This is a genomic window from Shewanella decolorationis S12 (assembly GCF_000485795.1).
GTDB classification, from domain to species: Bacteria; Pseudomonadota; Gammaproteobacteria; order Enterobacterales; family Shewanellaceae; genus Shewanella; species Shewanella decolorationis.
Genome location: NZ_AXZL01000065.1, coordinates 57,206 through 81,819, shown reverse-complemented (window position 1 = coordinate 81,819; position 24,614 = coordinate 57,206). Strand labels below are relative to the sequence as shown.

General features: G+C 46.4%; 23 protein-coding genes and 1 pseudogene. 9 read left to right on the top strand and 15 right to left on the bottom strand.

Annotated features, from left to right (window positions below; genetic code table 11):
* Position 1 precedes the first annotated feature (1 nt).
* The 5 genes from lapB (at position 2) to SHD_RS10255 (ending at position 5,377) form a co-directional block, all read left to right on the top strand.
* Positions 2–1,162, top strand: coding sequence for a lipopolysaccharide assembly protein LapB (gene lapB / locus SHD_RS10275; protein ID WP_023267046.1), 1,161 nt, complete (start codon positions 2–4; stop codon positions 1,160–1,162).
* 42 nt (positions 1,163–1,204) lie between these two features.
* A complete protein-coding gene (pyrF, locus tag SHD_RS10270) occupies positions 1,205–1,900 on the top strand; it encodes an orotidine-5'-phosphate decarboxylase (protein WP_039978097.1) in 696 nt (231 codons plus the stop codon).
* Positions 1,901–1,972: 72 nt separating this feature from the next.
* Positions 1,973–2,800 (top strand): SDR family oxidoreductase, encoded by an 828-nt coding sequence (locus SHD_RS10265; RefSeq protein ID WP_039978096.1) that lies wholly within the window; start codon positions 1,973–1,975, stop codon positions 2,798–2,800.
* Between the two features lie 59 nt (positions 2,801–2,859).
* A complete protein-coding gene (locus SHD_RS10260; protein ID WP_023267043.1) occupies positions 2,860–3,402 on the top strand; it encodes a DUF2058 domain-containing protein in 543 nt (180 codons plus the stop codon).
* A 217-nt stretch (positions 3,403–3,619) separates the two neighbouring features.
* Positions 3,620–5,377, top strand: a complete 1,758-nt coding sequence (locus tag SHD_RS10255) for an acyl-CoA dehydrogenase family protein (RefSeq protein WP_023267042.1) — start codon at positions 3,620–3,622, stop codon at positions 5,375–5,377.
* Positions 5,378–5,485: 108 nt separating this feature from the next.
* Here SHD_RS10255 and dacB read toward each other — a convergent pair whose 3' ends face one another.
* Both dacB and SHD_RS22055 read right to left on the bottom strand, forming a co-directional pair.
* On the bottom strand, positions 5,486–7,006 hold the full coding sequence (dacB, locus tag SHD_RS10250) for a D-alanyl-D-alanine carboxypeptidase/D-alanyl-D-alanine endopeptidase (protein WP_052031007.1): 1,521 nt from the start codon (positions 7,004–7,006) through the stop codon (positions 5,486–5,488).
* 38 nt (positions 7,007–7,044) lie between these two features.
* Positions 7,045–7,221, bottom strand: a complete 177-nt coding sequence (locus tag SHD_RS22055; protein ID WP_011622703.1) for a hypothetical protein — start codon at positions 7,219–7,221, stop codon at positions 7,045–7,047.
* 572 nt (positions 7,222–7,793) lie between these two features.
* On the opposite strand from SHD_RS22055, the gene SHD_RS10235 reads away from it, so the two are divergent.
* Positions 7,794–8,126 (top strand): DUF1904 domain-containing protein, encoded by a 333-nt coding sequence (locus SHD_RS10235; RefSeq protein WP_011622704.1) that lies wholly within the window; start codon positions 7,794–7,796, stop codon positions 8,124–8,126.
* An 11-nt stretch (positions 8,127–8,137) separates the two neighbouring features.
* Positions 8,138–9,451, top strand: a complete 1,314-nt coding sequence (gene pssA, locus SHD_RS10230; protein ID WP_023267039.1) for a CDP-diacylglycerol--serine O-phosphatidyltransferase — start codon at positions 8,138–8,140, stop codon at positions 9,449–9,451.
* A 67-nt stretch (positions 9,452–9,518) separates the two neighbouring features.
* Here the strand turns inward: pssA and SHD_RS10225 are convergent.
* Positions 9,519–9,896 (bottom strand): annotated as a pseudogene (locus tag SHD_RS10225) (multidrug efflux MFS transporter EmrD); the annotation flags it as partial.
* 140 nt (positions 9,897–10,036) lie between these two features.
* On the opposite strand from SHD_RS10225, the gene tnpA reads away from it, so the two are divergent.
* Positions 10,037–10,471 (top strand): IS200/IS605-like element ISShes8 family transposase, encoded by a 435-nt coding sequence (gene tnpA, locus SHD_RS10220; RefSeq protein WP_039978090.1) that lies wholly within the window; start codon positions 10,037–10,039, stop codon positions 10,469–10,471.
* Between the two features lie 71 nt (positions 10,472–10,542).
* Here the strand turns inward: tnpA and SHD_RS10215 are convergent, their stop codons facing one another.
* From SHD_RS10215 to SHD_RS10205, 3 genes are all read right to left on the bottom strand, one after another.
* Positions 10,543–11,883, bottom strand: coding sequence for an anti-phage deoxyguanosine triphosphatase (locus SHD_RS10215; protein ID WP_039978086.1), 1,341 nt, complete (start codon positions 11,881–11,883; stop codon positions 10,543–10,545).
* A gap of 25 nt (positions 11,884–11,908) precedes the next feature.
* Positions 11,909–12,496 (bottom strand): 5'-deoxynucleotidase, encoded by a 588-nt coding sequence (gene yfbR / locus SHD_RS10210; RefSeq protein ID WP_023267034.1) that lies wholly within the window; start codon positions 12,494–12,496, stop codon positions 11,909–11,911.
* 217 nt (positions 12,497–12,713) lie between these two features.
* A complete protein-coding gene (locus tag SHD_RS10205; RefSeq protein ID WP_023267033.1) occupies positions 12,714–13,928 on the bottom strand; it encodes a pyridoxal phosphate-dependent aminotransferase in 1,215 nt (404 codons plus the stop codon).
* 740 nt (positions 13,929–14,668) lie between these two features.
* On the opposite strand from SHD_RS10205, the gene SHD_RS10200 reads away from it, so the two are divergent.
* Entirely contained in the window at positions 14,669–16,051 is a 1,383-nt protein-coding gene (locus SHD_RS10200) for a Na+/H+ antiporter NhaC family protein (protein ID WP_023267032.1), read from the top strand.
* A gap of 210 nt (positions 16,052–16,261) precedes the next feature.
* On the opposite strand, the gene SHD_RS22285 is transcribed toward SHD_RS10200, so the two are convergent.
* The 9 genes from SHD_RS22285 to SHD_RS10155 form a co-directional block, all read right to left on the bottom strand.
* Positions 16,262–16,477, bottom strand: a complete 216-nt coding sequence (locus tag SHD_RS22285; protein ID WP_023267031.1) for a DUF2897 family protein — start codon at positions 16,475–16,477, stop codon at positions 16,262–16,264.
* 28 nt (positions 16,478–16,505) lie between these two features.
* The gene (gene kdsB, locus SHD_RS10190; RefSeq protein ID WP_011622622.1) at positions 16,506–17,243 is read right to left on the bottom strand and encodes an 8-amino-3,8-dideoxy-manno-octulosonate cytidylyltransferase KdsB; all 738 of its coding nucleotides are present in this window, start codon (positions 17,241–17,243) and stop codon (positions 16,506–16,508) included.
* 82 nt (positions 17,244–17,325) lie between these two features.
* A complete protein-coding gene (kdnB, locus tag SHD_RS10185; RefSeq protein WP_023267030.1) occupies positions 17,326–18,396 on the bottom strand; it encodes a 3-deoxy-alpha-D-manno-octulosonate 8-oxidase KdnB in 1,071 nt (356 codons plus the stop codon).
* Between the two features lie 18 nt (positions 18,397–18,414).
* The gene (gene kdnA, locus SHD_RS10180) at positions 18,415–19,602 is read right to left on the bottom strand and encodes an 8-amino-3,8-dideoxy-alpha-D-manno-octulosonate transaminase KdnA (protein WP_023267029.1); all 1,188 of its coding nucleotides are present in this window, start codon (positions 19,600–19,602) and stop codon (positions 18,415–18,417) included.
* A gap of 355 nt (positions 19,603–19,957) precedes the next feature.
* Positions 19,958–20,563, bottom strand: coding sequence for a carbonate dehydratase (gene can, locus SHD_RS10175; protein ID WP_023267028.1), 606 nt, complete (start codon positions 20,561–20,563; stop codon positions 19,958–19,960).
* 339 nt (positions 20,564–20,902) lie between these two features.
* The gene (locus SHD_RS10170; protein WP_023267027.1) at positions 20,903–21,340 is read right to left on the bottom strand and encodes a substrate-binding domain-containing protein; all 438 of its coding nucleotides are present in this window, start codon (positions 21,338–21,340) and stop codon (positions 20,903–20,905) included.
* Positions 21,341–21,350: 10 nt separating this feature from the next.
* Positions 21,351–22,529, bottom strand: coding sequence for a porin (locus tag SHD_RS10165; protein ID WP_023267026.1), 1,179 nt, complete (start codon positions 22,527–22,529; stop codon positions 21,351–21,353).
* 437 nt (positions 22,530–22,966) lie between these two features.
* On the bottom strand, positions 22,967–23,797 hold the full coding sequence (locus tag SHD_RS10160) for an alpha/beta fold hydrolase (RefSeq protein WP_023267025.1): 831 nt from the start codon (positions 23,795–23,797) through the stop codon (positions 22,967–22,969).
* A 66-nt stretch (positions 23,798–23,863) separates the two neighbouring features.
* Positions 23,864–24,568: a M15 family metallopeptidase gene (locus SHD_RS10155; protein ID WP_052031010.1), complete on the bottom strand. Its 705-nt coding sequence runs from the start codon at positions 24,566–24,568 to the stop codon at positions 23,864–23,866.
* Positions 24,569–24,614: the final 46 nt, after the last annotated feature.

Here is a 24,614-nt window from a genome sequence, read left to right as displayed (position 1 = left end):
TATGCTTGAGATCCTCTTTCTGTTGCTTCCTATTGCTGCCGGTTACGGTTGGTATATGGGGCGGCGGAGCATAAGGCAAAACCAGAGTAATCAGCGTAAGCAATTAAGTCGTGATTATTTCACCGGCTTGAATTTCCTGTTGTCGAACGAGTCAGACAAAGCGGTCGACTTGTTTATCAGTATGCTCGATGTGGACGATGAAACCATCGATACCCATCTTTCCCTCGGGTCGTTATTCCGCAAACGCGGTGAAGTTGACCGCTCTATTCGTATCCATCAAAACCTAATCGCACGCCCAACACTCACCAATGAGCAGCGTGATATTGCGATGATGGAACTGGGTAAAGATTACCTTGCCGCAGGATTTTACGACCGCGCGGAAGAAATTTTCCTGAATTTAGTGAGTCAAGATGACCATAGTGAAGAGTCTGAGACGCAGCTGATTGCCATTTATCAAGTTATTAAGGAATGGCAAAAGGCTATCGATATCACCAAGCGCTTAAGTCGTAAGCGTCAGCAGGTGCTTAAACCGATTATCGCCCACTTTTATTGCCAGCTTGCGGATGAAACCAGCGACGATGCCGACAAGATCAAGTTATTACAACAAGCCTTAAAACAAGATCCTAAGTGCGGCCGAGCCTTACTCACACTAGCTAAAAAATTCCTCGACGCCAAGGATTACAACCAGTGTAAATCTATGCTGATGGCACTGAAAAAGGCTGACATAGAACTCTTTGCCGATGCCTTACCAACGGCAAAGCAAGTGTATCGTGATACCCAAGATAAAGAGGGCTATCAAGAATTATTAGCGGGCGCGATGGCCGAAGGGGCGGGCGCCTCCGTGGTGGTTGCGCTTGCTCAGCATATGATTAGTCTCGATGAGATAAAAGCTGCTGAAAACATGGTGTTAGATGCCCTGTATCGCCATCCCACCATGAAGGGATTTCAGCACTTAATGCAGATGCACCTGCGTCAAGCAGAAGAAGGGCAAGCCAAACAAAGTTTGACTATGCTTGAGCAACTTGTTGAACAACAAATTAAATTCCGTCCAAGTTACCGCTGTAAAGAATGCGGTTTCCCATCCCACACCCTGTATTGGCATTGCCCCTCCTGTAAAAAATGGGGCACCATTAAACGGATCCGTGGCTTAGACGGTGAATAACCTTTAGAAATACCTTGTTAGTGTAACTCAGTTGGAGAGATGATGACGACCAAACCTATCCTCGTAGCGCTTGATTACGATAATAAAAACCATGCCTTACAACTGATAGATCAACTCGATCCCAACATGTGCCGCCTCAAAGTGGGCAAAGAAATGTTTACCCTATTTGGCCCACAATTGGTTAAAGACATTCATGACCGTGGTTTCGATCTTTTCCTCGACTTAAAGTTTCACGATATTCCGAATACCGTCGCTAAAGCGATCGCGGCTGCGGCAGAACTTGGCGTGTGGATGACAAACGTCCATGCCAGCGGTGGTTTGGCCATGATGGAAGCGGCGAAAAAAGCGTTGCAGCCCTATGGTAAGGATGCACCTCTGCTCATCGCAGTAACGGTTCTCACTTCGATGAGTGATGAGGATTTAAAACTCATTGGCATCGATGTGCCAGCCTTTGAGCATGTGCAACGTCTCGCTAAACTCACCAAACAGGCAGGCCTTGATGGTGTAGTCTGTTCGGCGCAAGAGGCGAGTGTACTTAAATCACTCTTAGGTCGAGATTTTAAACTGATCACCCCGGGGATCCGCCCTGTGGGCAGTGACGTGGGTGACCAACACCGGGTGATGACGCCACCGGAGGCGCTTGCCGCTGGTTCTGATTATTTAGTGATTGGTCGACCAATTACTAAGGCCGCCGATCCTCTGGCGGCGCTGCAGGCGATTCATCAATCTCTCGCTTGAGTGGCATGATGAAAGCCATTGCGGTTTAAGCACTTGTTCGCACGTTAATTTGACCGTTCATGGAGAATGCCCATGCTGAATACTACGATGTTTAATTATCAAGGTAAGAATGTTGTCGTTGTCGGTGGTACGAGTGGAATTAACCTCGCTATAGCCAACGCCTTTGCGCAGGCTGGCGCGAATGTGGCGGTGGCGAGTCGCAGCCAAGATAAGATTGATGCCGCCGTGTTGCAGCTCAAACAGTCAAATCCAGATGGGTTCCACCTCGGGGTGAGTTTTGATGTGAGAGATTTAGCTGCGGTTGAGCAGGGCTTTGAAGCCATCGCCTCTGAATTTGGCTTTATCGATGTGTTAGTAAGTGGTGCGGCAGGTAACTTTCCGGCGACTGCGGCTAAACTCTCTGCTAATGGCTTTAAGGCCGTGATGGATATTGACTTGCTGGGCAGTTTTCAAGTGCTGAAGACGGCTTATCCTTTACTGCGTCGCCCCCAAGGGAATATTATTCAAATCTCGGCGCCGCAGGCATCGATAGCCATGCCAATGCAAGCCCATGTGTGCGCCGCCAAAGCGGGCGTAGACATGCTCACTCGAACACTGGCGATAGAATGGGGCTGCGAAGGGATCCGTATAAACTCCATTATTCCAGGCCCAATCGCGGACACTGAAGGATTTAACCGTTTAGCACCGAGCGCGGCGCTGCAACAGCAAGTTGCACAGTCTGTACCGTTAAAACGTAATGGTGTCGGGCAGGATATTGCTAATGCCGCGATGTTTTTAGGATCAGAGTATGCCTCGTACATTACAGGGGTTGTGTTACCCGTCGATGGTGGCTGGTCACTTGGCGGTGCGAGCATTGCAATGACGGCATTAGGCGAGTTGGCGATTAAAGCTCAGCAGTAATAGCGCAATATTTGAACGTTGTAACTTATTTATTTGATAGAGAAATCGGGTGAAAATCCATGGCGAATGCATTACAAGAGCAGCTGCTTAAGGCTGGCCTTGCCAGTAAACAAAAAGTACGTGATGTGAAGACGCAAAAACGTCGCGACAAAAAGGCGCGGGTGGATGATGGTTCGAGTGCATTGAAGAATGACATTGCCGAGCAAAAACGACTCCAAGCTGAAAAAGATAAGGCATTGAACGAGCAGCGCTTTGCCGAAGCGACGGCCCGTGGGCAAGTGCGTGGCTTGGTGAGTGAGTTTACTCAATTTGCGATTAAGATCCCAAGCCATGCCGAGGTTAAATTTAACTATACCCTCGACAATAAAATTTACTCCGTTTATATCGATGAGAAAATTCAATCTCAGTTGCTTAAAGGGCAATTGGGCATTGTTCGGTACGAAGATAAGAGCTACCTAGTTCCCCATAAATTAGCCGAGCGTGTCAATCTACTGGTGCCTCAATGGTGCGGTTATCTATGGCAACAGGATGAAGGGAACGCGATAGAGGTCGAAGATGACCCCTATGCTGATTATGCGATCCCGGACGATTTAATGTGGTAATCAATGCGTTAATCGTGAGCTAAGCCGACGACGCATCGCTTATCTCTGGCTACACTAAAACCCTTAAGGCAACTTAAGGGTTTTTTATTGCCCGTATTTCACATTAACGGTTTTGCTAGTTCTGAGTTGCAAAGTGAATTTGTAATGAGATTGTTTTCTGTATTGAACTGGTATAAATTAAAACAACTGTTTAAATCCTACGTTTAAGAGTCTACCCATGAATCCTTACCAAGCTCCGTTAGCGGATATGCGTTTCTTATTGGAACAGGTTTTTGATGCGCCAAATACTTGGGCACAACTCCCTGATATTGCTGAAATGGTCGATATGGATACGGCCGGCGCGATTCTCGAAGAAGCCGCGAAAATCAGTGCTGAATTAATCCATCCGCTTAACCGTGCTGGCGATGAGCAAGGCGTTCTTCATCAGGATAATCAAGTAATTACGCCCGATGATTATAAAGCCGTTTACGATCAATATTCCCAAGGCGGCTGGGTGGGCCTGTGTGGTGAACCCGAGTTCGGCGGTATGGGCATGCCGAAAATGCTTGGGGTGTTAGTCGATGAAATGGCTTATAGCGCCTGCAATGCATTCACTCTGTATGGCTCACTCACGGCGGGGGCTGCATTGTGTATTAATGCCCACGGCAGTGAAGAGATTAAAGAGACCTATTTGCCGAAACTCTACAGCGGTGAATGGGCAGGTGCCATGGACATGACGGAACCTCAGGCAGGCTCAGATCTACGTAATATCCGTACCCGTGCTATCCCACAGGATGACGGCAGTTATGCCATCAGCGGCAGTAAAATCTTTATCACGGGTGGCGATCATGATTTAACTGAGAACGTCATTCACTTAGTGCTGGCAAAGCTTCCTGAAAGTAAAGGGATTTCACTGTTCCTCGTGCCTAAAATTACGGTCAATGCCGATGGCAGTTTAGGTCAGGCGAATGGCGTGAGTGTGGGTTCTATCGAACATAAAATGGGGCTTAAGGGCTCTGCGACCTGTGTGATGAACTTTGATGAGGCAAAAGGTTACCTGATTGGTGAGCCAAATCGTGGTCTGGTGTGTATGTTCACTATGATGAACTACGAGCGCTTAGCCATCGGTATTCAAGGGCTTGGCAGTGCACAGGCCGCTTATCAAATGGCCGCCGATTATGCTAAAGAGCGCAACCAAGGCGTTGCCGCAGGCGGCTCGCCAACGGGGAGCGACTCCGATCCTATTATCGTGCATGGCGACGTGCGTCGTATGTTGCTGACCATACGTGCGATGACGGAAGCGGGGCGCGCACTCTCGGTATTTACCGGTAAACAACTCGATTTAGCAAAATATGCCGAGGATGAGGTTAAAGCCAAGGCTGCTCGTTATGTGGGCTTGTTAACACCCGTGGCGAAAGCATTTTTAACCGACAGAGGTTTAGATGCCACTATTATGGCGCAGCAAGTGTTTGGTGGCCATGGCTATATTCGCGAAACTGGTATTGAACAGTTAGTGCGTGATACCCGTATTGCCCAGATTTACGAAGGTACTAACGGTATTCAGGCCATCGACTTCTTAGGCCGAAAAGTCACTGGCGATAACCTGGCAACGCTCAAGGAGTTTGTAGCCGAATTAAAGGCGCAAATGCGCGAATTTACTCAGGTCGATGCGGTAAAAGTGTCCGCCGTTTGTGCCCGTTTGGATGCCTTAGTCAATGTTGCCGAATCCATCAATGAGCAAAAGTTGACTCAGCCAGCGCTTATTAACGCCAGTGCAGTGGACTTTTTAGATGCCTTCGGTTACACCCTCTACGGTTACTATTGGTTAGCCATGTTGGATAAAGCAGTGAGTGCTGAAGATAAACTGTTTGCCGAGCAAAAATCCTACCTCGCCAAATTCTATTTCGATAAGTTGCTACCTAAGGCTGACTTTCACTTAGCGCAAGTGCGGGCGGGTGATGCCAGCACTATGGCGATGCCAGCAGATCTGTTCTAACCTAAGCTAAAAGATGGTTAAAATTCGATTTAGCCTAACAAAAAGCACTGATATTCAGTGCTTTTTTCTTTTAAATACTTTTCATATTGCTATGCACGTTATTGGATATTAATCACTTAACTTAAGGGTGTTGAGCTCGGTGGCCGTTGTTTGGCTGGCTTGGGTTTGAGTTTCGATGGCGTTAAGCAACAGAGTTAAAAAGTCGGCGCTAAAGGCGGGCTTACGTTGCTTTTTGGTCTCAGGGCTTATGCCATTCTCGAGCACGACAAAGAGAATATCCCGCTGCGCTAAACGCATAAAGCCAGCTAAATTGGCGACTCCCTGCATCGAACCTGTCTTGGCAAACACAAGATGTTTTAAGGGCGGTTTAGTGTATCCCAAGCGGTATTGCAGTGTACCGCTGACACCGGCTTCGGGCAAACTGTCAATGAGGCTGTGAAAGCGAGCATCTTGGTAAATGAGCGCCAGCACATCGGCTAATTGTTTTGCGCTCAACAGGTTATAGCGAGAAAGCCCTGAACCATCGACAATATTGGCGTTGGTTAAATCAACCCCAAGCTCTGTCAGAATATGGCGCATGGCCGCTGCACCATTAGTAAAGCTGCCTTGGGCTTTGTAATACTCTTGCCCAACACGTTTAAACAGGCTATCTGCGATAAGGTTATCCGACTTCAGCAGCATGGTTTTGAGTAGCTCAGGTAAGGGCGCGCTGCTATGGCTGGCAATGAGTTTTGCCTTAGAAGGGATGGTCTTGCCTATCTTCACTTTACCTGAGAGTGACATTTCCCCCTTGAGCGTCGCTGTTAGGGTGTCCATGGCAAATTTTTCGGGATCGCTAATGGCAATCGCTAGTGGTATCGCTTCACTGCCGGGATAGCAGCCCCGAAGATGATACTGATTCTGGCCAAGGCGCACTAAATCGAGCTGGCAAAAATCATGACCTGCTTGTGGGGAGAATATTGCTTCGCTAGTCACTTTCACCCCAAAACTCGATGCCCTTAATTTGACCTCAGAAGCATGCTTGGCTGAGCTTGGGGCAAACTGCCCGTAAACGCAGTTTTGATTGATGATATAACTCGACACTGGCGCGGCAAAGCAAATCCCAAGGTCATCCCACACCCAGCCAGGTGCTTGTAATTGCTCTTGTTTATCCCCGATTAGATAGAGATGTCCCTCAACTCTTTTTATGCCTTGTTTTTGTAGATGGGCAAACAAGGCCTTAAGATCGTCCTGAGTCAGTGTTGGATCGCCGCTAAAACGCAGATAAACACTGCCCGCAATATGACCTTGGCGAATAGGCGCATCACTCCAAAGCTCAGTGACATAACGAAAATCAGGGCCGAGGCTGGCCATTGCAGTTACAGCGGTCAGTACCTTTTGTGTGCTGGCGGGGATAAATAAGGTATCGGCTTGCTGGCTGTATAACAGGGTATTAGTGCTTAAATCACGGGCCAGCAAAGCGACTTGCGAATGACGCGGGGCAATATCTGCGATTTGCTTGGCAAGCAATGTCTGGCTAATTGTGGGGGACGCCCCTAATACACTCGAAGGGGATAAACTGGTTACTAATACTGCCAGTATTAGGGGCATTACACGGGAGTGAATGAGGTTTGGGGATAACATTTCCATGTCAGTATTGCACGTTACCTTATGATATAGAGGGATGATTAGCGGTCATTACTGCCATCGTCTTTTTCCATCAAACGATACAGTCTTAGAGTGACAAATAACACTAATCCGATAAAAAGCGGCAAAATCAGTAAGCCTAGCTGCGCTTTAAAATGAAAAATGCCCCAAGCTAAGGCTAGGGTGAGGGCAAGGGTCAGTAAAATTTTTTTGTTCATAGTGTTTGGTTATTCGGCATTTGGCGCTTTAGTTTACGCTAAAACATTCAGGCTTGGCACGCTTGCCCTTCGGCTAACAGATTTTTTGTGATTAAGCGCATCATTTTACGCGACTAAATGATATCGACGTTTAAGGCGTTATTGGCTATCTCAGTACCAAGTCTGTGTTGGGTGGTTATTTTAATGGGATGATAACGCAGCACAAATTCCATAAAACGCTTGGTAAAGGCAAGCTCATTCGCATATTTGTAGAGGCAAACACATTTATTATTTGCGTACGGCCAATGCTTATGGCTCCTCGCTTTACGGATATAAACTGGTATTAACGAGTAAAATCTAATCTCAAAGGTCAACACGCCTTGCTTATACCAGTAACGCATTGTCATTAGACAGGTTTAAGCCTCATTGCAGCAATTTGATACCGAGCATTCCCCATGCGTCGCTCCAGGTCAAATTAGCAGCAAAATAGGCTGCTTACTGCGCTCTTTTCGTCGAAAAGGCTTGCCGAGTGGCTGTGAAGTCGGTAATTTCTACCCCTTACGATTTTAGGATCTCAGGTAACCACTAAAACCATGCCTCATATTAGTATGCGCGGCTTGCCACAGGCAGTTGTTGCAGAGCTTAGCCAAACATTACTGCAGTCTTTGGCGGCTATATGTAAAGGTAATGCAGAGAGTTTTACATTAGATTGGATCCCAAGCATCAGCTACCGTAATGGCAGAATTGATCAGCGTTTTGTCCAAATCGAATTGCTTTGGTTTCCGGTCGACCCTGATATCCATCTTAAAGTAGAACAAACGATCAGGCTGGCAGTGACAGAAGCCTATCCAGAATTAACCCAAATTGCTGTGATGTTTTTGTCACTGACCCCAAGTGCTTCCTATCGGGGTGGTCAGCATGTTTAAAGGAGGATGCCTTGCTAGATAAGCTTGGTGGAATAGCCGTTCAACCCGAGGCTTTAACGTGGTTGCTTACTCCATGCCGGTTTAAGGCAGAATTGCTTAGCCGTATCGAAAATGCCAAGAACAGCATTTATATTGCAGCGCTTTATCTTGAGGATGATGAGGCAGGGCGTGAAGTTTTACAGGCCTTGATGACGGCTAAGGCAAATAATCCTGCATTGGATGTCAAGATTTTGGTCGATTTCCATCGTGCCCGACGCGGCTTGATTGGTCATAAGGGCGACAGCGGTAATTATTTGATGTACCGCAAGGTCATGGCAGAGGCAGAGCATCCTATCGACATTATGGGTGTGCCGGTCAAATCCCGTGAGTTTATGGGCGTACTGCACCTTAAGGGCTTTGTGATCGATGACGCCGTGATTTACAGCGGTGCCAGCCTGAATAATATTTATCTACAACAAAACGATAAATACCGTTTCGACCGTTACCATGTGATAGCGTCGGCCGAGTTAGCGCGCAGCATGCGCGCTATGATCCAGCGTTACATTATTGCCGATCCGGCGGTTACTTCGCTCACTCAAGACCCGCAGCAAGAAGTTTTGCCCCCAAAAACCGATGTTCGTAGTTTTAAACTCAGACTATCCCAAGCGCAGTATGAGTTTGACGCGACACGCACTGGCAACCGTGTTACCCCTTTGCTGGGATTAGGTCGCAAACATAATCTGCTGAATAAAGCCGTGGTTGCCATGGTGGAAGAGTCAAAAGACAGGTTATTTATTTGTACGCCTTATTTTAATCCTCCCTATATTTTGGTGCGAGCCTTGGCTAAGCACCTGCGTAAAGGCAAACGAATCGACATAGTCGTAGGGGATAAAACGGCGAATGACTTTTACATTCCGCCCGAGCAGGATTTTTCTACCATAGGGGCCTTGCCGTATCTCTATGAGCAATCGCTGCGTAAATTTGCTAAGCGTCAGCAATGGGCAATCGATAATGGTCAGCTTAATATTCATCTGTGGAAACATGGCATCAATAGCTATCACCTCAAGGGGATCAGTGCCGATGGCCGTAAGCATTTGATCACAGGCTCAAACTTAAACCCAAGAGCATGGGCGCTGGATTTAGAGAATGGGTTGCTCATTCACGATGAAAACGGTAGCTGGAAGGCGCAATTTGAGGCCGAACAAAGCCATATCCTCGAACACACGCAACGCCTGTATCACTACAGCCAAGTAGATACCTTACAAAGCTATCCCGCGCCAGTGAAGAAGATTATGAATCGCATTAGAAGGCTAAAGGCAGATTTCCTGCTCAGACGTATTCTCTAATCGCCACTAATAAAATAGCCCACATCTGTGGGCTATTTTATTACTCGCATTACTCGCAACCTGCCTACTATGGATTTTGCGGCAACAGGGTGTGGTGGGTATCGTTTTGATCCCTTGCATAATGCAAGGCGACAATCACTAGCAGCACCATCAGCGCGCTCAGTAAACCAATACTTAACTGGCCGCCCATTGGCACGAGCGACATAGTTAAGGCAGCGAGTCCCGCACCGAAGTTTTGTAGGCCACCGAGTAGGGCACCCGCAATACCTGCTTGGCGTGGGAACGGCTCTAGCGCCGCTGAGGTTAATGTCGGAAATAACATACCTGCGCCACTGAAGAACAGAATCGAGCCTATCAATAAACTCCATCCCACGACCAGTTGAAATATGCCAGGGATCAACATAAACAAGGCGCCTGCGCCCAAGAGTGCAACCCCTTGCAACACAGTGCGCTGCGCCTGTTTTTGTTTTTAGCCCAAAACCACCTACTTCAGTAGGTGGTTATCATCATTTGAGGCTTTGCCTGTATACCTACCCATGTTAAATGCATCTTTGATTTTTAGCGAAGTCAAAAGAGGCAAATAACATGAGTAGATACGAGCAAGCATCGCATGTGTTCTGGCGATGTCAATATCATATAGTCTGGACACCAAAGTACCGCTTTCGGATATTGAAAGGTAATGTCGGAAAAGAGGTTTATCGATGTATTCAGGTTTATTGCCATCAAATGGGATGCATAGTCATGGAGCTAAATGTTCAAGTTGACCATGTTCATTTAGTGGTGAAGGTACCTCCGAAGATATCTATATCGAATTTAATGGGGGCGTTAAAAGGTAAGATAGCTTTGAAAATATTCAGTAAATTTCCTTACCTACGTAAGAATAAACTTTGGGGAAATCATTTTTGGCAGAGAGGATACTTCGTCGATTCGATTGGAATTAACGAGGAAATAATCCGTAGATACGTTAGGCATCAAGAGAAAGTAGAGCGGCAAGAGCAGGGTCAACTTGCTCTTGAATAAAGGCCCCCTTTTAGGGGGTTAAAACAAAGCCACCTTCTTCAGGAGGTGGATTCTTTACTGCCTGAACAGCGCTACATTTCTTTACTGAGCTCCACGTTGGAACCAGCTTTGGGGCTAAATAACTGCTGGTAAAGTCGTCCGGCAAACTCGTCCGTCATGCCAGAAATATAATCCGCCAACACCCTGTGGCTGTTTTGGCCTTGCTGCTCGCTGGTGCGCCAACGTTCTTGGGTATTTAGTGGCAATAAGCGCTCAGGATCCGAGGCAAACGCCTCAAAGAGCCCCATTACAATCTGTTGGCCCTTGTATTCCAGCATTTGGATCTCGGGTTTACGGATAACGTATTTAAACACTAACTGCTTTAGCACATTGAGCGCATGGGCAAATTCGGGTTCGAGGCTGGCATTAAACCGCAGCAACGGTTCCTGGAAGGCTGGATCGTCGTTGATGATAATGGCGGTGACAAAACCATTCACTAAGGTGCCGATGGCATCCTTTCGCAGATGATGTTCATGGGAGAAGAGTTTAGTGCCAATATCGGCAAGCTCTTGGCGGATCCAGGGATCGCCACTGTGCTTAAGTGTCGGCGCCACATCCTGTTGCCATTGTGAGGCGGTGACTATGCCCATGACAATGGCATCTTCAAGATCGTGCACCGCGTAGGCGATGTCATCTGCAAGCTCCATAATCGAGCAATCGAAGGATTTAAACTGAGTGCGTAGATGCGGATAGTTTGGCTGCTGGCTCGGCTGAACAGAGGTAAAGCGCGCTCTATCGGCAACGGATAACGGTTCCAATACCCAATCGAAAATGTCGTTATCATCGTCGAATATGCCTTTAACAGGCGGCCATTGTGACGGTTTAAGCTGTCTGTGATTGGTGATTTCAGGATGTGATCCCGGCACAAACAACAGTGATTGCGGCGCGGGATATTTTAAAATGCCGAGCATAGTGCGGCGGCACAGATTCATCCCAAAGGCCTCTGTATAGGGTTCGAGTTTCGAGAGGATGCGAAAGGTCTGGCCATTGCCTTCAAAGCCGCCGTGGTGGCGCATCATATAGTTGAGCGCGACTTCACCGCCGTGGCCAAAGGGCGGATGACCAATATCATGGGCAAGACAGAGGGATTCGAGCAGACTCATCGAGCCTAATAAAGGCTTATGCTCGGGATACTTACGGCTGAGCTGCGCCGCGATGCCCGTGCCGATTTGTGACACTTCGAGTGAATGGGTTAAGCGCGTGCGATAGAAATCATTCATGCCCACCCCAAGTACTTGGGTTTTGGCCTGTAGGCGGCGAAAGGCGGCGGAGTGGAGGATCCTTGCCCTGTCCCTTTGGAAAGGGCTTCGATGATCATTTCGTCTTTGTTTATCTTCGCCATGGCGGCGTTCTTGCCAAACACTTGAGCTCATATGCATTCCTAGCGAGAGTGATACATCACAACATCTTGTTAATTTCGTCTAAATTCAAGGTGAAACTTGGCACAAAGCAATCCATAAAATATTTCACCGCCGGATTAGGATTAGCCGCCAACATGGCTTCGAGGCGTTTGCGCGCGGTATTAAATTCAGTATTGCCTGCGCGATTTTCCTCTAGACACTTAAGGTAAGCGCACAGGGTATCGGCGGATTTGACTATGGCTTTGTAAATCGGATCGGCGTAATCGCTGATAAATAAGCTGCGATAATCCTCTTTAAATTCATCGGGTACCATATCGAGCATGCGCTGCTCGGCAATGGCCTCAATCTTCTTATACTCGGCTTCGATTTCTTTATTAAAGTACTTTACTGGCGTCGGTAAATCGCCAGTTAAGATTTCGCTGGCATCGTGGAAAATCGCTAAACTCGTCGCCTGATGAGCATCGAGTGTCGTACCAAATTTCCGATTACTGATAATCACCAAGGCATGTGCCACCATGGCAACTTGCAGTGAATGCTCTTGAACGTTTTCGGTGCGCACGTTGTACATTAAGGGCCAGCGCTGGATAAGTTTCATTCGGGCGAGGTGGGCAAATAAATGGCTCATAATGCTCCTTTAAATGAATGCGGGATTACGCGTGATTTAACTCGGTAAAAAATGTGCGAGAAAAAGTACGGCAATTAAGCTTTAGCCTAACACAGGCAAGGGGATAAGTGAGTGGCATGATTGAAGAGTTTTTGCGCTCGCTAAAAAATAAAGCGACCCTGAGGATCGCTTTAGTCGAGATTAACGTTTTAGCCGATTTGGATATAAGGCCACAGCACTATTGCTTGTAGCTCTCGAGGAAATGACCAAACTCAGTCAATGCTTTAGTTAAGTCTTCCTTATAGGGTAAAAACACGACTCTTAAGTGATCCGGCTCAGGCCAGTTAAAGGCGCTGCCATGTACGAGGAGGATTTTTTTATCCCTGAGTAAATCGAGTACTAAGCGTTCATCATCCCTGAGATTGAACTTCTTCATGTCCAATTTGGGGAAGGCATACAGCGCGCCCTTAGGCTTTTTCACACTCACACCGGGAATTTGGTTCAACAACTCATAGCAGGTATCGCGCTGCACGGTTAAGCGGCCGCTAGGTAAAATCAGCTCATTAATACTTTGGTAACCGCCGAGTGCGGTTTGAATCGCATGTTGATTCGGTACGTTGGCACATAGGCGCATCGAGGAGAGCATCTCTAACCCTTCGATATAGCTCTTGGCTGCTTTTAGATTGCCAGACAACATCATCCAACCGACACGAAAGCCCGCTGCGCGGTAGGCTTTTGAGAGACCATTAAAGGTTACTGTTAAGATATCGTCAGATAGGCTTGCGGCCGGAATATGTTTGGCTTCGTCATATAAAATTTTATCGTAGATTTCATCAGCAAATAAAATCAGGTTGTGCTCGCGGCAGAGCTCGATAACTTGCAGCAGTAATTCTCTGCTGTAAACCGCGCCCGTTGGGTTGTTTGGGTTAATCAACACAATACCACGGGTGCGGGACGAAATTTTGCTCTTAATATCATCAAGATCTGGGAACCAATCTGCGTCTTCATCGCAGCGGTAGTGTACCGCTTTACCGCCGGCTAAATTTGCCGCTGCGGTCCACAGTGGATAATCGGGTGAGGGGATCAACACTTCATCATCGGTGTTTAATAAGCCCTGCATGGCCATCATAATCAGCTCAGACACACCATTACCGATATAGATGTCTTCAATATCGACGCCATGAATGCCCTGTGCTTGATAATGCTGCACAATTGCCTTGCGGGCAGAGAATAATCCTTTTGACTCACAGTAGCCTTGGGCGCTGGGGAGATTGAGGATCACATCGCGCACAATTTCTTCCGGCGCTTCAAAACCGAAGGGGGCGGGGTTACCAATGTTGAGTTTGAGGATGCGGTGTCCCTCGTCTTCTAAACGTCTGGCTTCCTTGTGCACTGGGCCGCGGATGTCGTAGCAAACAGTATCCAACTTGTTGGACTTGATGATAGGGCGCATTTACACCTCGAAACATGCAGTTAATTTAGGCTTAAGTTTGTGCACCATAACGAAATTATCTGGCTTAAGGAAGGGGGCTTGAGCACAAATAACAAGTTTTTTTTATCAAACTCGCCAGTTAAATATGCTTTAACTAAGCTTTAAATAAATTAAAACAAGTCATATATGCTGAAAACTCTAACTTTTAAAAACTATTGAACTACCCGTTTCAGTGGGGATAGCCTTTGCGACTATCAAGCGGCTCGCTTAAGCTTCGGCTCACTTTTTAGAAACTTGAAAATCCACTCAGAGGTTAAATGTTAATAAAATTGTTAATCAGTTTTTGCTTAACCGCTGATTTACTGGCGGTGATCTGAGTTAATGCGGTTTTATCGAGTATTCAGCGATTTTTTGATATTTAGGCAGATTAACTGAATGCTTATTAAGCATTTAAGGTCAAATAAAGATTTCTTTATTCTAACTTAAAGTTGTTTAAAATCATATTGATGCGTCACTTCTTGTTTCGGTATCAAAAATTATTTTTTGTTAGCATAAATTTATAGTTGACTCGCTATTCGATGCGCTTTATTTTCTGCGCGATGTTTTCGGCAAGGCACCTAAGATAACAAGCTTTTAGCAGGTTTTATCAGCGGAGTTAGTCATCATGAAGCAGCAATATTGGCGTCCGTTATCGAGGTGATTTCAGGCGCTGTTCTAAAAACTTTTGCCTTTTAGGCGACTTATTTAGAGGACCTAAGTGCATGTCTGAACCGACAGCGTTAAGTCTTATTCCACCTTTGGTGGTATTGGTGTTGGCCGTTTGGTTACGCCGCCCCATCCTTTCTTTGATCATTGGTGCGGTAACTGGCTTTTTGTTACTCGATCCGTCGCAAGTTTTAAATAATTTCGCCAGTACTTCATTAAAAGTCATGGCCGATGAAACCATCGGTTGGTTGATTTTAGTCTGTGGTTGTTTTGGTGCGTTAATTGCCCTGTTAGTGCGGACTGGTGGTGCACTGGCGTTTGGTCGCAATGCACTGAAATTTGCCAAAGGCCCTAAATCCTCCCTGTTTATGACCTTTATTCTCGGGATTGTGATTTTTATCGATGACTATCTGAATGCGTTAACCGTGGGTGAAACCATGAAACGTGTGACCGATAAGTTTAAAGTGTCCCGTGAGATGCTGGCCTATGTAGTTGACTCCACCGCAGCACCTGTGTGCGTATTAGTGCCGTTATCCACCTGGGCAGTATTCTTTGGTGGCTTGCTGGTCGATAACGGTGTGGCGGCAGAAGGTCAGGGCATTAGCGTATATATGCAGGCGATTCCCTACATGCTTTACGCTTGGTTAGCCGTGGCCATGGTGCTACTGGTGGTATTAGGTGTTGTGCCAGTCATTGGTCCGATGAAAAAAGCCGAGCTGCGCGCAGCAAAAGGTGAACCAGCAGAAGCACAGGTCGATTTAGACCAAGTACAAACCTCTGACGAATACGCGATTGCTGCGATTGAAGAAGAGTTTAAGCATGCCGATAATCAGGGCAAGCTGCACAATTTCTTGGTGCCTATCCTGCTCTTGGTTGCTTTTACCGTTTATTTTGAAATCGACGTGTGGAAAGGACTATTAGCTACACTGGTCGTCACTCTGCCTTACTATGCGGTGCAGCGTTTAATGCCACTGTCAGAAATGATGGATCAGATGATCGATGGTTTTAAGAGCATGTTGCCCGCGATAGGTACCGTAATCGCTGCATTCGTATTTAAAGATGTATGTGATGCGCTGCTGCTGCCACAGTATGTGATTGAGTCATTAAGCCCATTTATGACGCCTAAAATGTTGCCTGCTATTGTGTTTTTATCAATGGCGATCTTAGCTTTTGCCACGGGATCGAGCTGGGGTATTTTTGCGGTGACAATCCCAATTGTGATGCCACTGGCGCAATCGGTTGGTGCAGATATTCCATTAGTGATTGGTGCGCTGTTATCGGCGTCATCATTTGGTAGCCAAGCGTGCTTCTACTCAGATTCCACTGTATTAGCAGCCCAAGGCTCGGGGTGTAACCTAGTAAGCCATGCGGTGACACAGTTACCCTATGCGCTTATAGCCGCCGTGATTGCGTTCTTTGGCTTTATCTTCATAGCGTAAACACTGCTTAACTCGTTGATATTAAAAACCAGCTTCGGCTGGTTTTTTATGCGCGAATGTTAATTGTAGCTTTGTGCTAACCGCAAGTTTATGGATGAATCACTTGAGTTTACAAAATCTGAACTACGATTGAATAGGATGGTAAGAAATGCAAAAAGGCGCCTATGCGCCTTTTTGTGAGGGGAGATCAAGATGAATGCTAAGCTTGGTTTATTTGGACTGATTCGAAGACTTATCTGGAGTTTGCGTTTCGTTACCATCGGCTTCGTTTGGAGGTTGAGTTATGTCGGATTTTAGTTGTTTCTCTTTATCGTGCTGACCAAACTGTGGCAGTTTGAATTTGGCACTGTATTTCAGTGCGGCAAGATTGCTGGCAATCACCCCGACCACCAAAATAATAATGATCCACACTTCTAAGCTCGACATAACAACTCCTTATTGAGCAACGCCCTGATTAATCAACGGCTAAACGCTGCTCACACTTACGAATATCTTCTGGTGTGTCAACTTCAATTGAGTCGAAGGCACTGATAGCGACCTTGATTTTATGGCCATGTTCTAGGGCGCGCAGTTGTTCTAACTTTTCCAGATCTTCAAGGCGGCCTAATGGCAGGGCGGCGAAGGCTTGTACGAATCTGCGGGTGTAAGCATAAACACCTAAGTGTTTGTAAACTGGATAATCTTTAGTATCACGGCCGAAGGGAATACGTGCACGGGAGAAATACAGCGCGTAATAGTCGTTATCGAAGACCATCTTCACATGCATAGGATCGTCAAGTTCAGCTTTGTTGACAATTTCATAGCCGAGGGTCGCCATTTCAAACTCGCCGGGGTGACGTTCGAAGAGGCTGATCACTTGCTCGATGGAAGTCGGGTCGATAAGCGGTTGGTCACCTTGAAGGTTGATGACCAGATCGTCATCCTTCAAACCTAATTGGTTAATCGCATCATTGATACGGTCTGTGCCCGATGCCGCATCAGGGCTGGTCATGACCACTTTGCCACCGAAGCCTTCAACGGCACTTTTGATACGCTCATCATCGGTTGCAACATAAATATTGGTGAGGCCTTTGGCTAACGACGCGCGTTCGTACACGTGTTGGATCATCGGCTTGCCGTTAATCGGGGCTAAGGGCTTGCCCGGGAAGCGGCTTGAACCGTAACGCGCCGGGATTAACAGAGTCACATTCATTAAATTATCCTAATTTATCAAAGATATGCAGTGTAGATAGACAAAAGGGCTCACAACGAGCCCTTGTCCTCTGCTTGAGAGCTTAAATGCGACGGAACAGGGCAGTCAACATTTCGTCAGTGACTTTCTCTTCCCATGTTGGGCCGTACACGTTTGCCCATAATGGACCCATGCTCTTAGTCACGGCAACCATTTTCGCGATGGTTTCATCTGGCAGATCTTTACAGATGTTCTTCGGCAGAGTGATGTTGTGCTTCTTCATCATCAGACGGAATTCAGCCACACCTTCTGGATAGAATTCTTCTAACACGTCGAAGGCGATACAGTTACCGATACCATGGTGGTAGCCGAGGATGTAAGACAGACCGTAAGATACCGCGTGGCATGCACCCACTTGGCTGTAAGCGATACTCATACCGCCCATAAATGACGCCATCATCAGCTTGTCGTCTTTTTCTGGGTGATCTTCTAAGTACACTTGGCGGCAAAGCTCCATGGCTTTTTCAGCATAGGCTTTAGAGAATTCGTTTAAGAAGGTACCTTCTAATGATTCAACGCAGTGGATATAGCAATCCATACCGGTGTAGAACCATTGGTCCGTTTCAACGCCGTCGATTAACTCAGAGTCCATGATGATTTGGTCGAACACTGTGTAATCTGAGTTCAAACCCAGTTTACGCACTGGACCACATAATACTGCGGTGCGTGATGCTTCTGCACCGGTACCTGAAATCGTTGGAATACCAATGTGGTGAACTGCTGGGTTTTTGATTAAATCCCAACCTTGGTACATGGCAGAGCCGCCTGGGTTGGTCAGCATCAGCGATACCGCTTTCGCTACGTCCATGGTTGAACCGCCACCTAAACCGACGACGCTCACTGGCAGTTTGCTATTGAAAGCTTGAACTTGTTCTGTCAGGGCATCGATTTGCACTGTGCTTGGCTCATCATCTACGTTAACCCAAATCAGTAAGTCTTGGGCTTTCACAGGGATGCGTGCTTCGAGTGGTTTGCCTTGGTGAACGTCATCGACTAAAAATACCACGAAGTCATCGTCGGCTTTACGCTGTGCAGCTAAGACGTCATCTAACTGGGCGAAAGAGCCACGACCGAAGATCATCTTTTCAACTACTTTAAAATTTTTAAAACTCATTGCAAAAACTCCCTTTTATTATTGGGCAAATGCTTTCTTAATGTTTTCAATACGCTCGGCAATCTGAGCATCGGTCCAAGACAATTTAATGAGCATGGAAATGGTGCGGCTCATAATGGCATCAGATTTTGGCACAGAAATTTGAGTATAGTCAGGTCGGTCGGCGATTAATGTGATTGGTAACGCAGCAGGGGCCTTAAGCTCCTGAATGTGTTTCCAGTTTTTCAGATAATGCCAGTTGTTCACGTACCAGTAGAAGCAACCGTCAACGCCATTCTCAGCCAATTTTTTGCTGATCTCTTGGGTACGTACTTCTGTTGGTAGCATAAAGCTTAAGAAGCCAGCGGAATCGCCCTCTGGATCGGGGATTTCGCGGAAGCTGACTTCAGGAATACTCGCCATAGCATCTTTAATGGCTTTTTTGTTTTTACGTTGAATATCGATAATGGTATCGAGTTTACGTAACTGGGCTAAACCTAAGGCCGCATTCATTTCAGAAATACGGAAGTTCAGACCCATAATCGGGTGTGACTCGGCGCCACGGTCTTTACCAATATGGTCATGGCCATGATCGGAAAACTGATGGGCGTTATCGTAAATTTCGGTGTTATTGGTGATCACCGCACCGCCTTCACCACAGGTGATGGTTTTAACAGAGTCGAAAGAGTAACAACCGACATCACCGATAGTGCCTAGGGCTTGACCTTTATAGCTGCCACCAATGGCTTGGCAGGCATCTTCAAGTAATACGAGGTTGTGCTTTTTACAAATGGCTTTGATTTCGTCCATCTTGGCCATAGAGCCACACATATGCACTAAGTTAATCGCTTTTGTGCGTGGAGTGATTACCGCTTCAATGCCTTCAGGTGATAGACACAGGGTCTCGTCGATTTCGGCAAAAATCGGTACTGCACCCGCCATGAAGATGGCTTCTACAGACGCAACAAAGGTAAATGGTGGCACGATAACTTCATCGCCAGCGCCAATGCCTGCGGCCATCATCGCCGTTTGCAGCGCGGCAGTACCGCTTGATAACAGATGCGCATGCTTAACATTCATTTTCTCGCAGAGCAGTTGCTCCATATCGCGAGTCTTCCAGCGATCATTACGCATATGGTCGAAGTTATAACGGAAGGTAAAGCCGTGCTCCATCACATCGGCGACTTCTTGCTTTTCTTCTGGACCAAATAATTCAAAACCGGGCATGGAAGGTATCTCCTTAGAATTTGTGGCGCATGGTCGCGCTGCAATTAACTGGCGGATTATAACTGGGCAAAAGATCCCTTGCGATGTTTTCTTGATGAAAATAAGGTCATGTTGAGATTTCGAGCTTAGTTTTTGCTCACTTAGCAAGATTAGGTGAATGAAATGATAAATCTTGTCTAACGCGATGAAGTGAAATGGCCACCTTGGGATAGATTTTGGCCATTCCTCGTAAATGCATAGCTGGTCTTTATCTTTAAGGCGTAAAACCAAAAACCTGCACAGTGGCAGGTTTTTGTGTTGTAACCTTGTCATGCAATCTCGGTGTTAACCGCTATCGCGATCGCGGTATGAGCATTTATACGACTTGCGCGCGATCAACCGTGACGTCAAGATCCGTTAATAGGCCATTGTCGATACCGTAAATCCAACCATGGACAGCCAATTCTTGGCCGCGAGCCCAGGCTTCTTGCACGATAGTGCTGCTGGTGACGTTGGAAACCTGTTCAATCACATTGAGTTCACATAAGCGGTCAAAGCGTTTAGCTTCATCCATTTGTATTAATTCATCATGATGAATGCGATATACATCCCGAAGATGGCCGAGCCAGTTATCAATCAAACCCAATCGCTGATTACCCATTGCGGCACGTACACCACCGCAGCCGTAGTGTCCCACCACCATAATATGTTTCACTTTAAGCACATCGATGGCGTATTGCAGTACTGATAGACAGTTAAGATCGGTGTGGATCACCATGTTAGCAATATTGCGGTGAACAAAGACTTCGCCTGGCATTAAATCGATGATTTGGTTAGAAGGGACTCGACTGTCAGAACAACCAATCCAGAGATATTCAGGGTTTTGCTGTTTTGCCAGTTGTTCAAAAAAATCAGGGTGTTCTTGACTGATGCGTCCGGCCCAGCGGCGGTTATTATCGAATAAGGGTTTGAGTAATTTCATTTTAACCTATTGTTTTATTGGACATATTAAAATGTCTTTTGCCCTAAATGATGCAAGCCGCACCTTTTTTGCGCTTGAGTATACCAGTAAAATCGTGGCCTCTGGTCTATCCAATTAAGTTTAAACTCAGGTTTGTTGGCGATGTTAAAAAACTCATCTGCAAAATACCACGAGTAAAAGTTACTGTTTATTAAATAAAATTAATTGGTTATGGCTATTCGATGCCATGTTCAATGGCAAAAGATAGGGGCAAACAACTATTGGCGGGTTTTCCACAGAATGGTGATATTGATGCCTTCTAGCGAAAGAAGGCATCAATAGTTGAAGGTTAGTCAAGAGTTAAAATTTACCCACGACTTTGACATTAGGCGTGACCTCAGCGGCATCAACAAACCCAATCATATTGGGGTTTGCTGCAACCAGATTCAATATTTCTGCACTTGAATCCACCACTTTGGGGGGTTGACCTTGACCCGAGAATACCAATTTTGACCAATACGCTTTTAGCTGACTCTCCGTCTTATTCAGGATCTGTTTGACAAAGGCTTCTCTGACTGGCGAGCCTTCGGCCTGATCGAGCGCAACTATCGTACCGCCATTAGCAAAGGTCTTGAGCTTGCCTGAGTAAATTCTTGAAATATCTGCCGCAGTAATTTCTGAGGCGTTGGATGGATGTACCACTACAGCAATTTCGGCTTGGACCCAAGGGCTGAGCAAGAGGAGCAGACTCAAGCCTACTGGCTTTAGCAGTTTTTTTGTTGTTTTAGGTAAATTCATAAATCACTCCTTAAAAAACAAGATCAATAGCCATACTCAACAGTTGCTCATCGGAGGACGGCTTATCATTGCTGTAATTGGTATATTCGAGTTTGAGTGCCGCAGAGGGATGAAAATCCCAACGGGTGCCAATGATGTAATAGGAGCTGTCTTCTTGTTGTGCTTCTAATGCGGCTTTCGTTCCCATCACTAATGGCGCGAGTGCAGCTTGATTGGCTGGTGGTAGCGCATTATAGACTGGCAGCATAGCATCATAGGCATCATATTGTGGGTCGCCTTTATCAATGCCATAGGTTAAATGGAAGGTAAAATCATGGTAACGAATACCCGCGGAGACAAACGCTGAATCTTGGATGTTAAAGCTACTTGGATCGACGTCAATTCGGGTGTATTCCGCCAGTACGAACCATTTTCCAGCATCATATTTTACGTTTGCGCCAATCAGTAGCGCGCTATCATCTATCGCGAGTAAATCATCTACAACTTGCTGATCGAATAACCCCGTTTGGGATATGGCGTCACCTAAGCCAAGCAGTGCGGGTAATTCATATGAAAAATCCGTTACGACTCCAACATTTAACCCATACTCAAAACCTGAAGTGATAAAGTTAAAGTTCATGATATGGCCCTTGGCTGAAAAGGGCGCTGGGGGCGTTGATGAACCGACAGGCGCGTAGTCTGATACGGATGTCGTAATATACTTGTAGGTTAAACCCACCTCGGTATTACCCCATATATCTGAATAAACTAAACCTACACCTTCTCCAGAATTAAAGGGCAATGAGTAAACTCCCCTAGGTGGCGTTATCCAATGATAGGCATAGCCAACATCGATATAATCGGAATATTTGTAAAGATTAAAGCGCTGTCTTCCTGCCATCAGCATTAATTTATCGCTAATGTCATAGGAAATATAAGCCCATTCAAACTCCGCACTATAATCGTCACTGCCACGGGAGAGAACTTGTGCTGTTGCCCGTAAACCACCGCCTAAATCGGCTGCAAATTGCAGAGCTACTTTTGAATCGTTATTAAAGTCGATTTCTTTATCATAACCGTAGTAACTTTTATCATCGGATAAGCTTGAACCTGCAACAATGGAGGCAAAGCCGTTTATTTCAACATTAGCGTATAGGGAAGGAATATAGAGTGCGCTTAACACGCCCAGTGCAACTGTACTTTTTCTCATGTTAAAAAACCTTTTTGAGGGAATACAGTTATAAAGGTAGTTGAATATTTGGGGTTTTCACGCTGATTTAACATTTTTGAGATGGATTTAACAAAATGTGATGTTAAATCCCATTTAATGATAAAAACATTGAAGGGGATGGGTATCTGGATTTTTTAATTGCCATGTTGCTTGTTGTTTATGCAAGGCAAACTTCGCATTACTAGTTCATCATAACTTCGGAAGCTGAGGTGTTAAAAACCAGCATAAAGAGACAATCTAGCAAGTACATTTATCGTTGACTGTGACCGTATGCTATTTGCGGCTTATCAGTTTTATCCCTCGTCTTTTGTGGTCGATGGACAATTTGACGACATTCGAAATCGTCAACAAGCGCTAGTCAATTTGAATGATTTTATGTGAGAGCATGGGGCCATGCTCTCGATATCTCGATGAGACTAGATGTTTTGGCTGAGGAATAGAGATAGTTGCTCAGTGACAAATTCTGCTTGTTCTAGGCTGGAAATATGCCCAGCGTTAGGAATGTGCACTAATTGACTGCCATCGATGGCATCACTCATCAAGTAACTTTCTAAAACATTGCGCGCCTTGTCTTCTACACCCACCATGATTAAGCAAGGTAAGGTAAATTGTTCGGCAAACTCCATAGTATCGCGGCGGCCAAAAATTATCCGCCCAAGCTTAACAATGCTCGGGATAGTCTCTGGCGTTTGGGCTGCCAAGTAGGCTTCAAAACGCTGAACTAATTCGGGATTATTCGCTTTGGCATTATCGGCGAAAAATAGTGGTGAAATGGCGCTGATAAGCGGCGCAGGTATGCTGCCTGCGGCTTCGATCATATCCAACATGCCAAAATATTTGGCGCGGGTGATCTCAGGCTCAAAACCGATAAAACTGTCTAGCATCACCAGCGCATTGACACGGGCGGGCGCACTAAGCACGAGTTCTGCGCCCCACATCGCGCCCACGGATAAGCCGATCACCGTAAATTGCTCGATATCAAGGGCGTCCATCAGGGCTAACATATGCTCACTGATGTCTAACAGACTGTTGCAGCTTGCTGGGACGGCATCCGATTGGCCGTGTCCCCAGAGATCGGGCACGATGCAGCGATACTGTTGACTTAAGCTAACAATTTGTGGCGCCCACATGGCGCTATCCCAGAGGTAACTGTGGCCAAATAATAGCGCCGGGCCTGAACCTATATCGAGGTAACTGAGTTGGCTACCAGCGATGTTGAGTTGTTTTCTGTATAAAGAAAAATCCATAAAACCTACTTTTTTTAAGACAAGAACTGAGTGTAAGGTGCCATCAAGTTGTTGAATTGCGAAACCTTAAGGCTTTGCAATTCGATGTACATATTCCGCGACTAAGGTTGGTAAGCGGGCGAGCACCGCTTCTTTAAGCAACATATCGCTGTGCTGGATAACCTGCGCTAAGGCCTGCACCTCAAATTGGGGTAACAGGGTTTGAGACACGGGGAAATAGCTGATATGCCATGGCTCAGCGCTGACGGCGCTTTTACCGCGTTGAAAAGGAAAATAAAACCCAAAGTTTTTAGCGTGCTGGAGTAGCCACTGGTGCAAGCGTGCGCAGGGGCCGCTGTCAGTGTATTCGGCTTCCACTAAACGCAAGGATTTTACCTCGATTTGCTTGGCATCAAATACATCGATATCCGTGCCCCAATGGTGGCGTGACGCACCGGGCAATGCCGACCAGAGTAAAATCAAATCAACTAATTCATCATCGCTGAGTGGACTGATATCCACGGGCTGTTCGTTGATATCGAGCACTGCACGCTTACCGCTGGCCTTGGCGTTCCAAATGGCGAGTTGCCGGTCAAAAGGACGATAGGCCGAGCAAATCGCGAGAGCTATCCCATCTTTAGCGGTACTGTCGGCCATCGCCTTAAAGGCAAGGGCGGTTTGAGCCTCCAACCTAAAGCGAGTTTCGCTCGGGTGATGGGGACTCAGTAGTTCGACCAGTTGCAGTCTCTGCGCTGACTCTTGTGTTACAGCAGCGGATAAGTTTAAGCCCATGTCTAAACCGCTAGCTACATCACTTTCTACCCCGCTCTCTATTCCA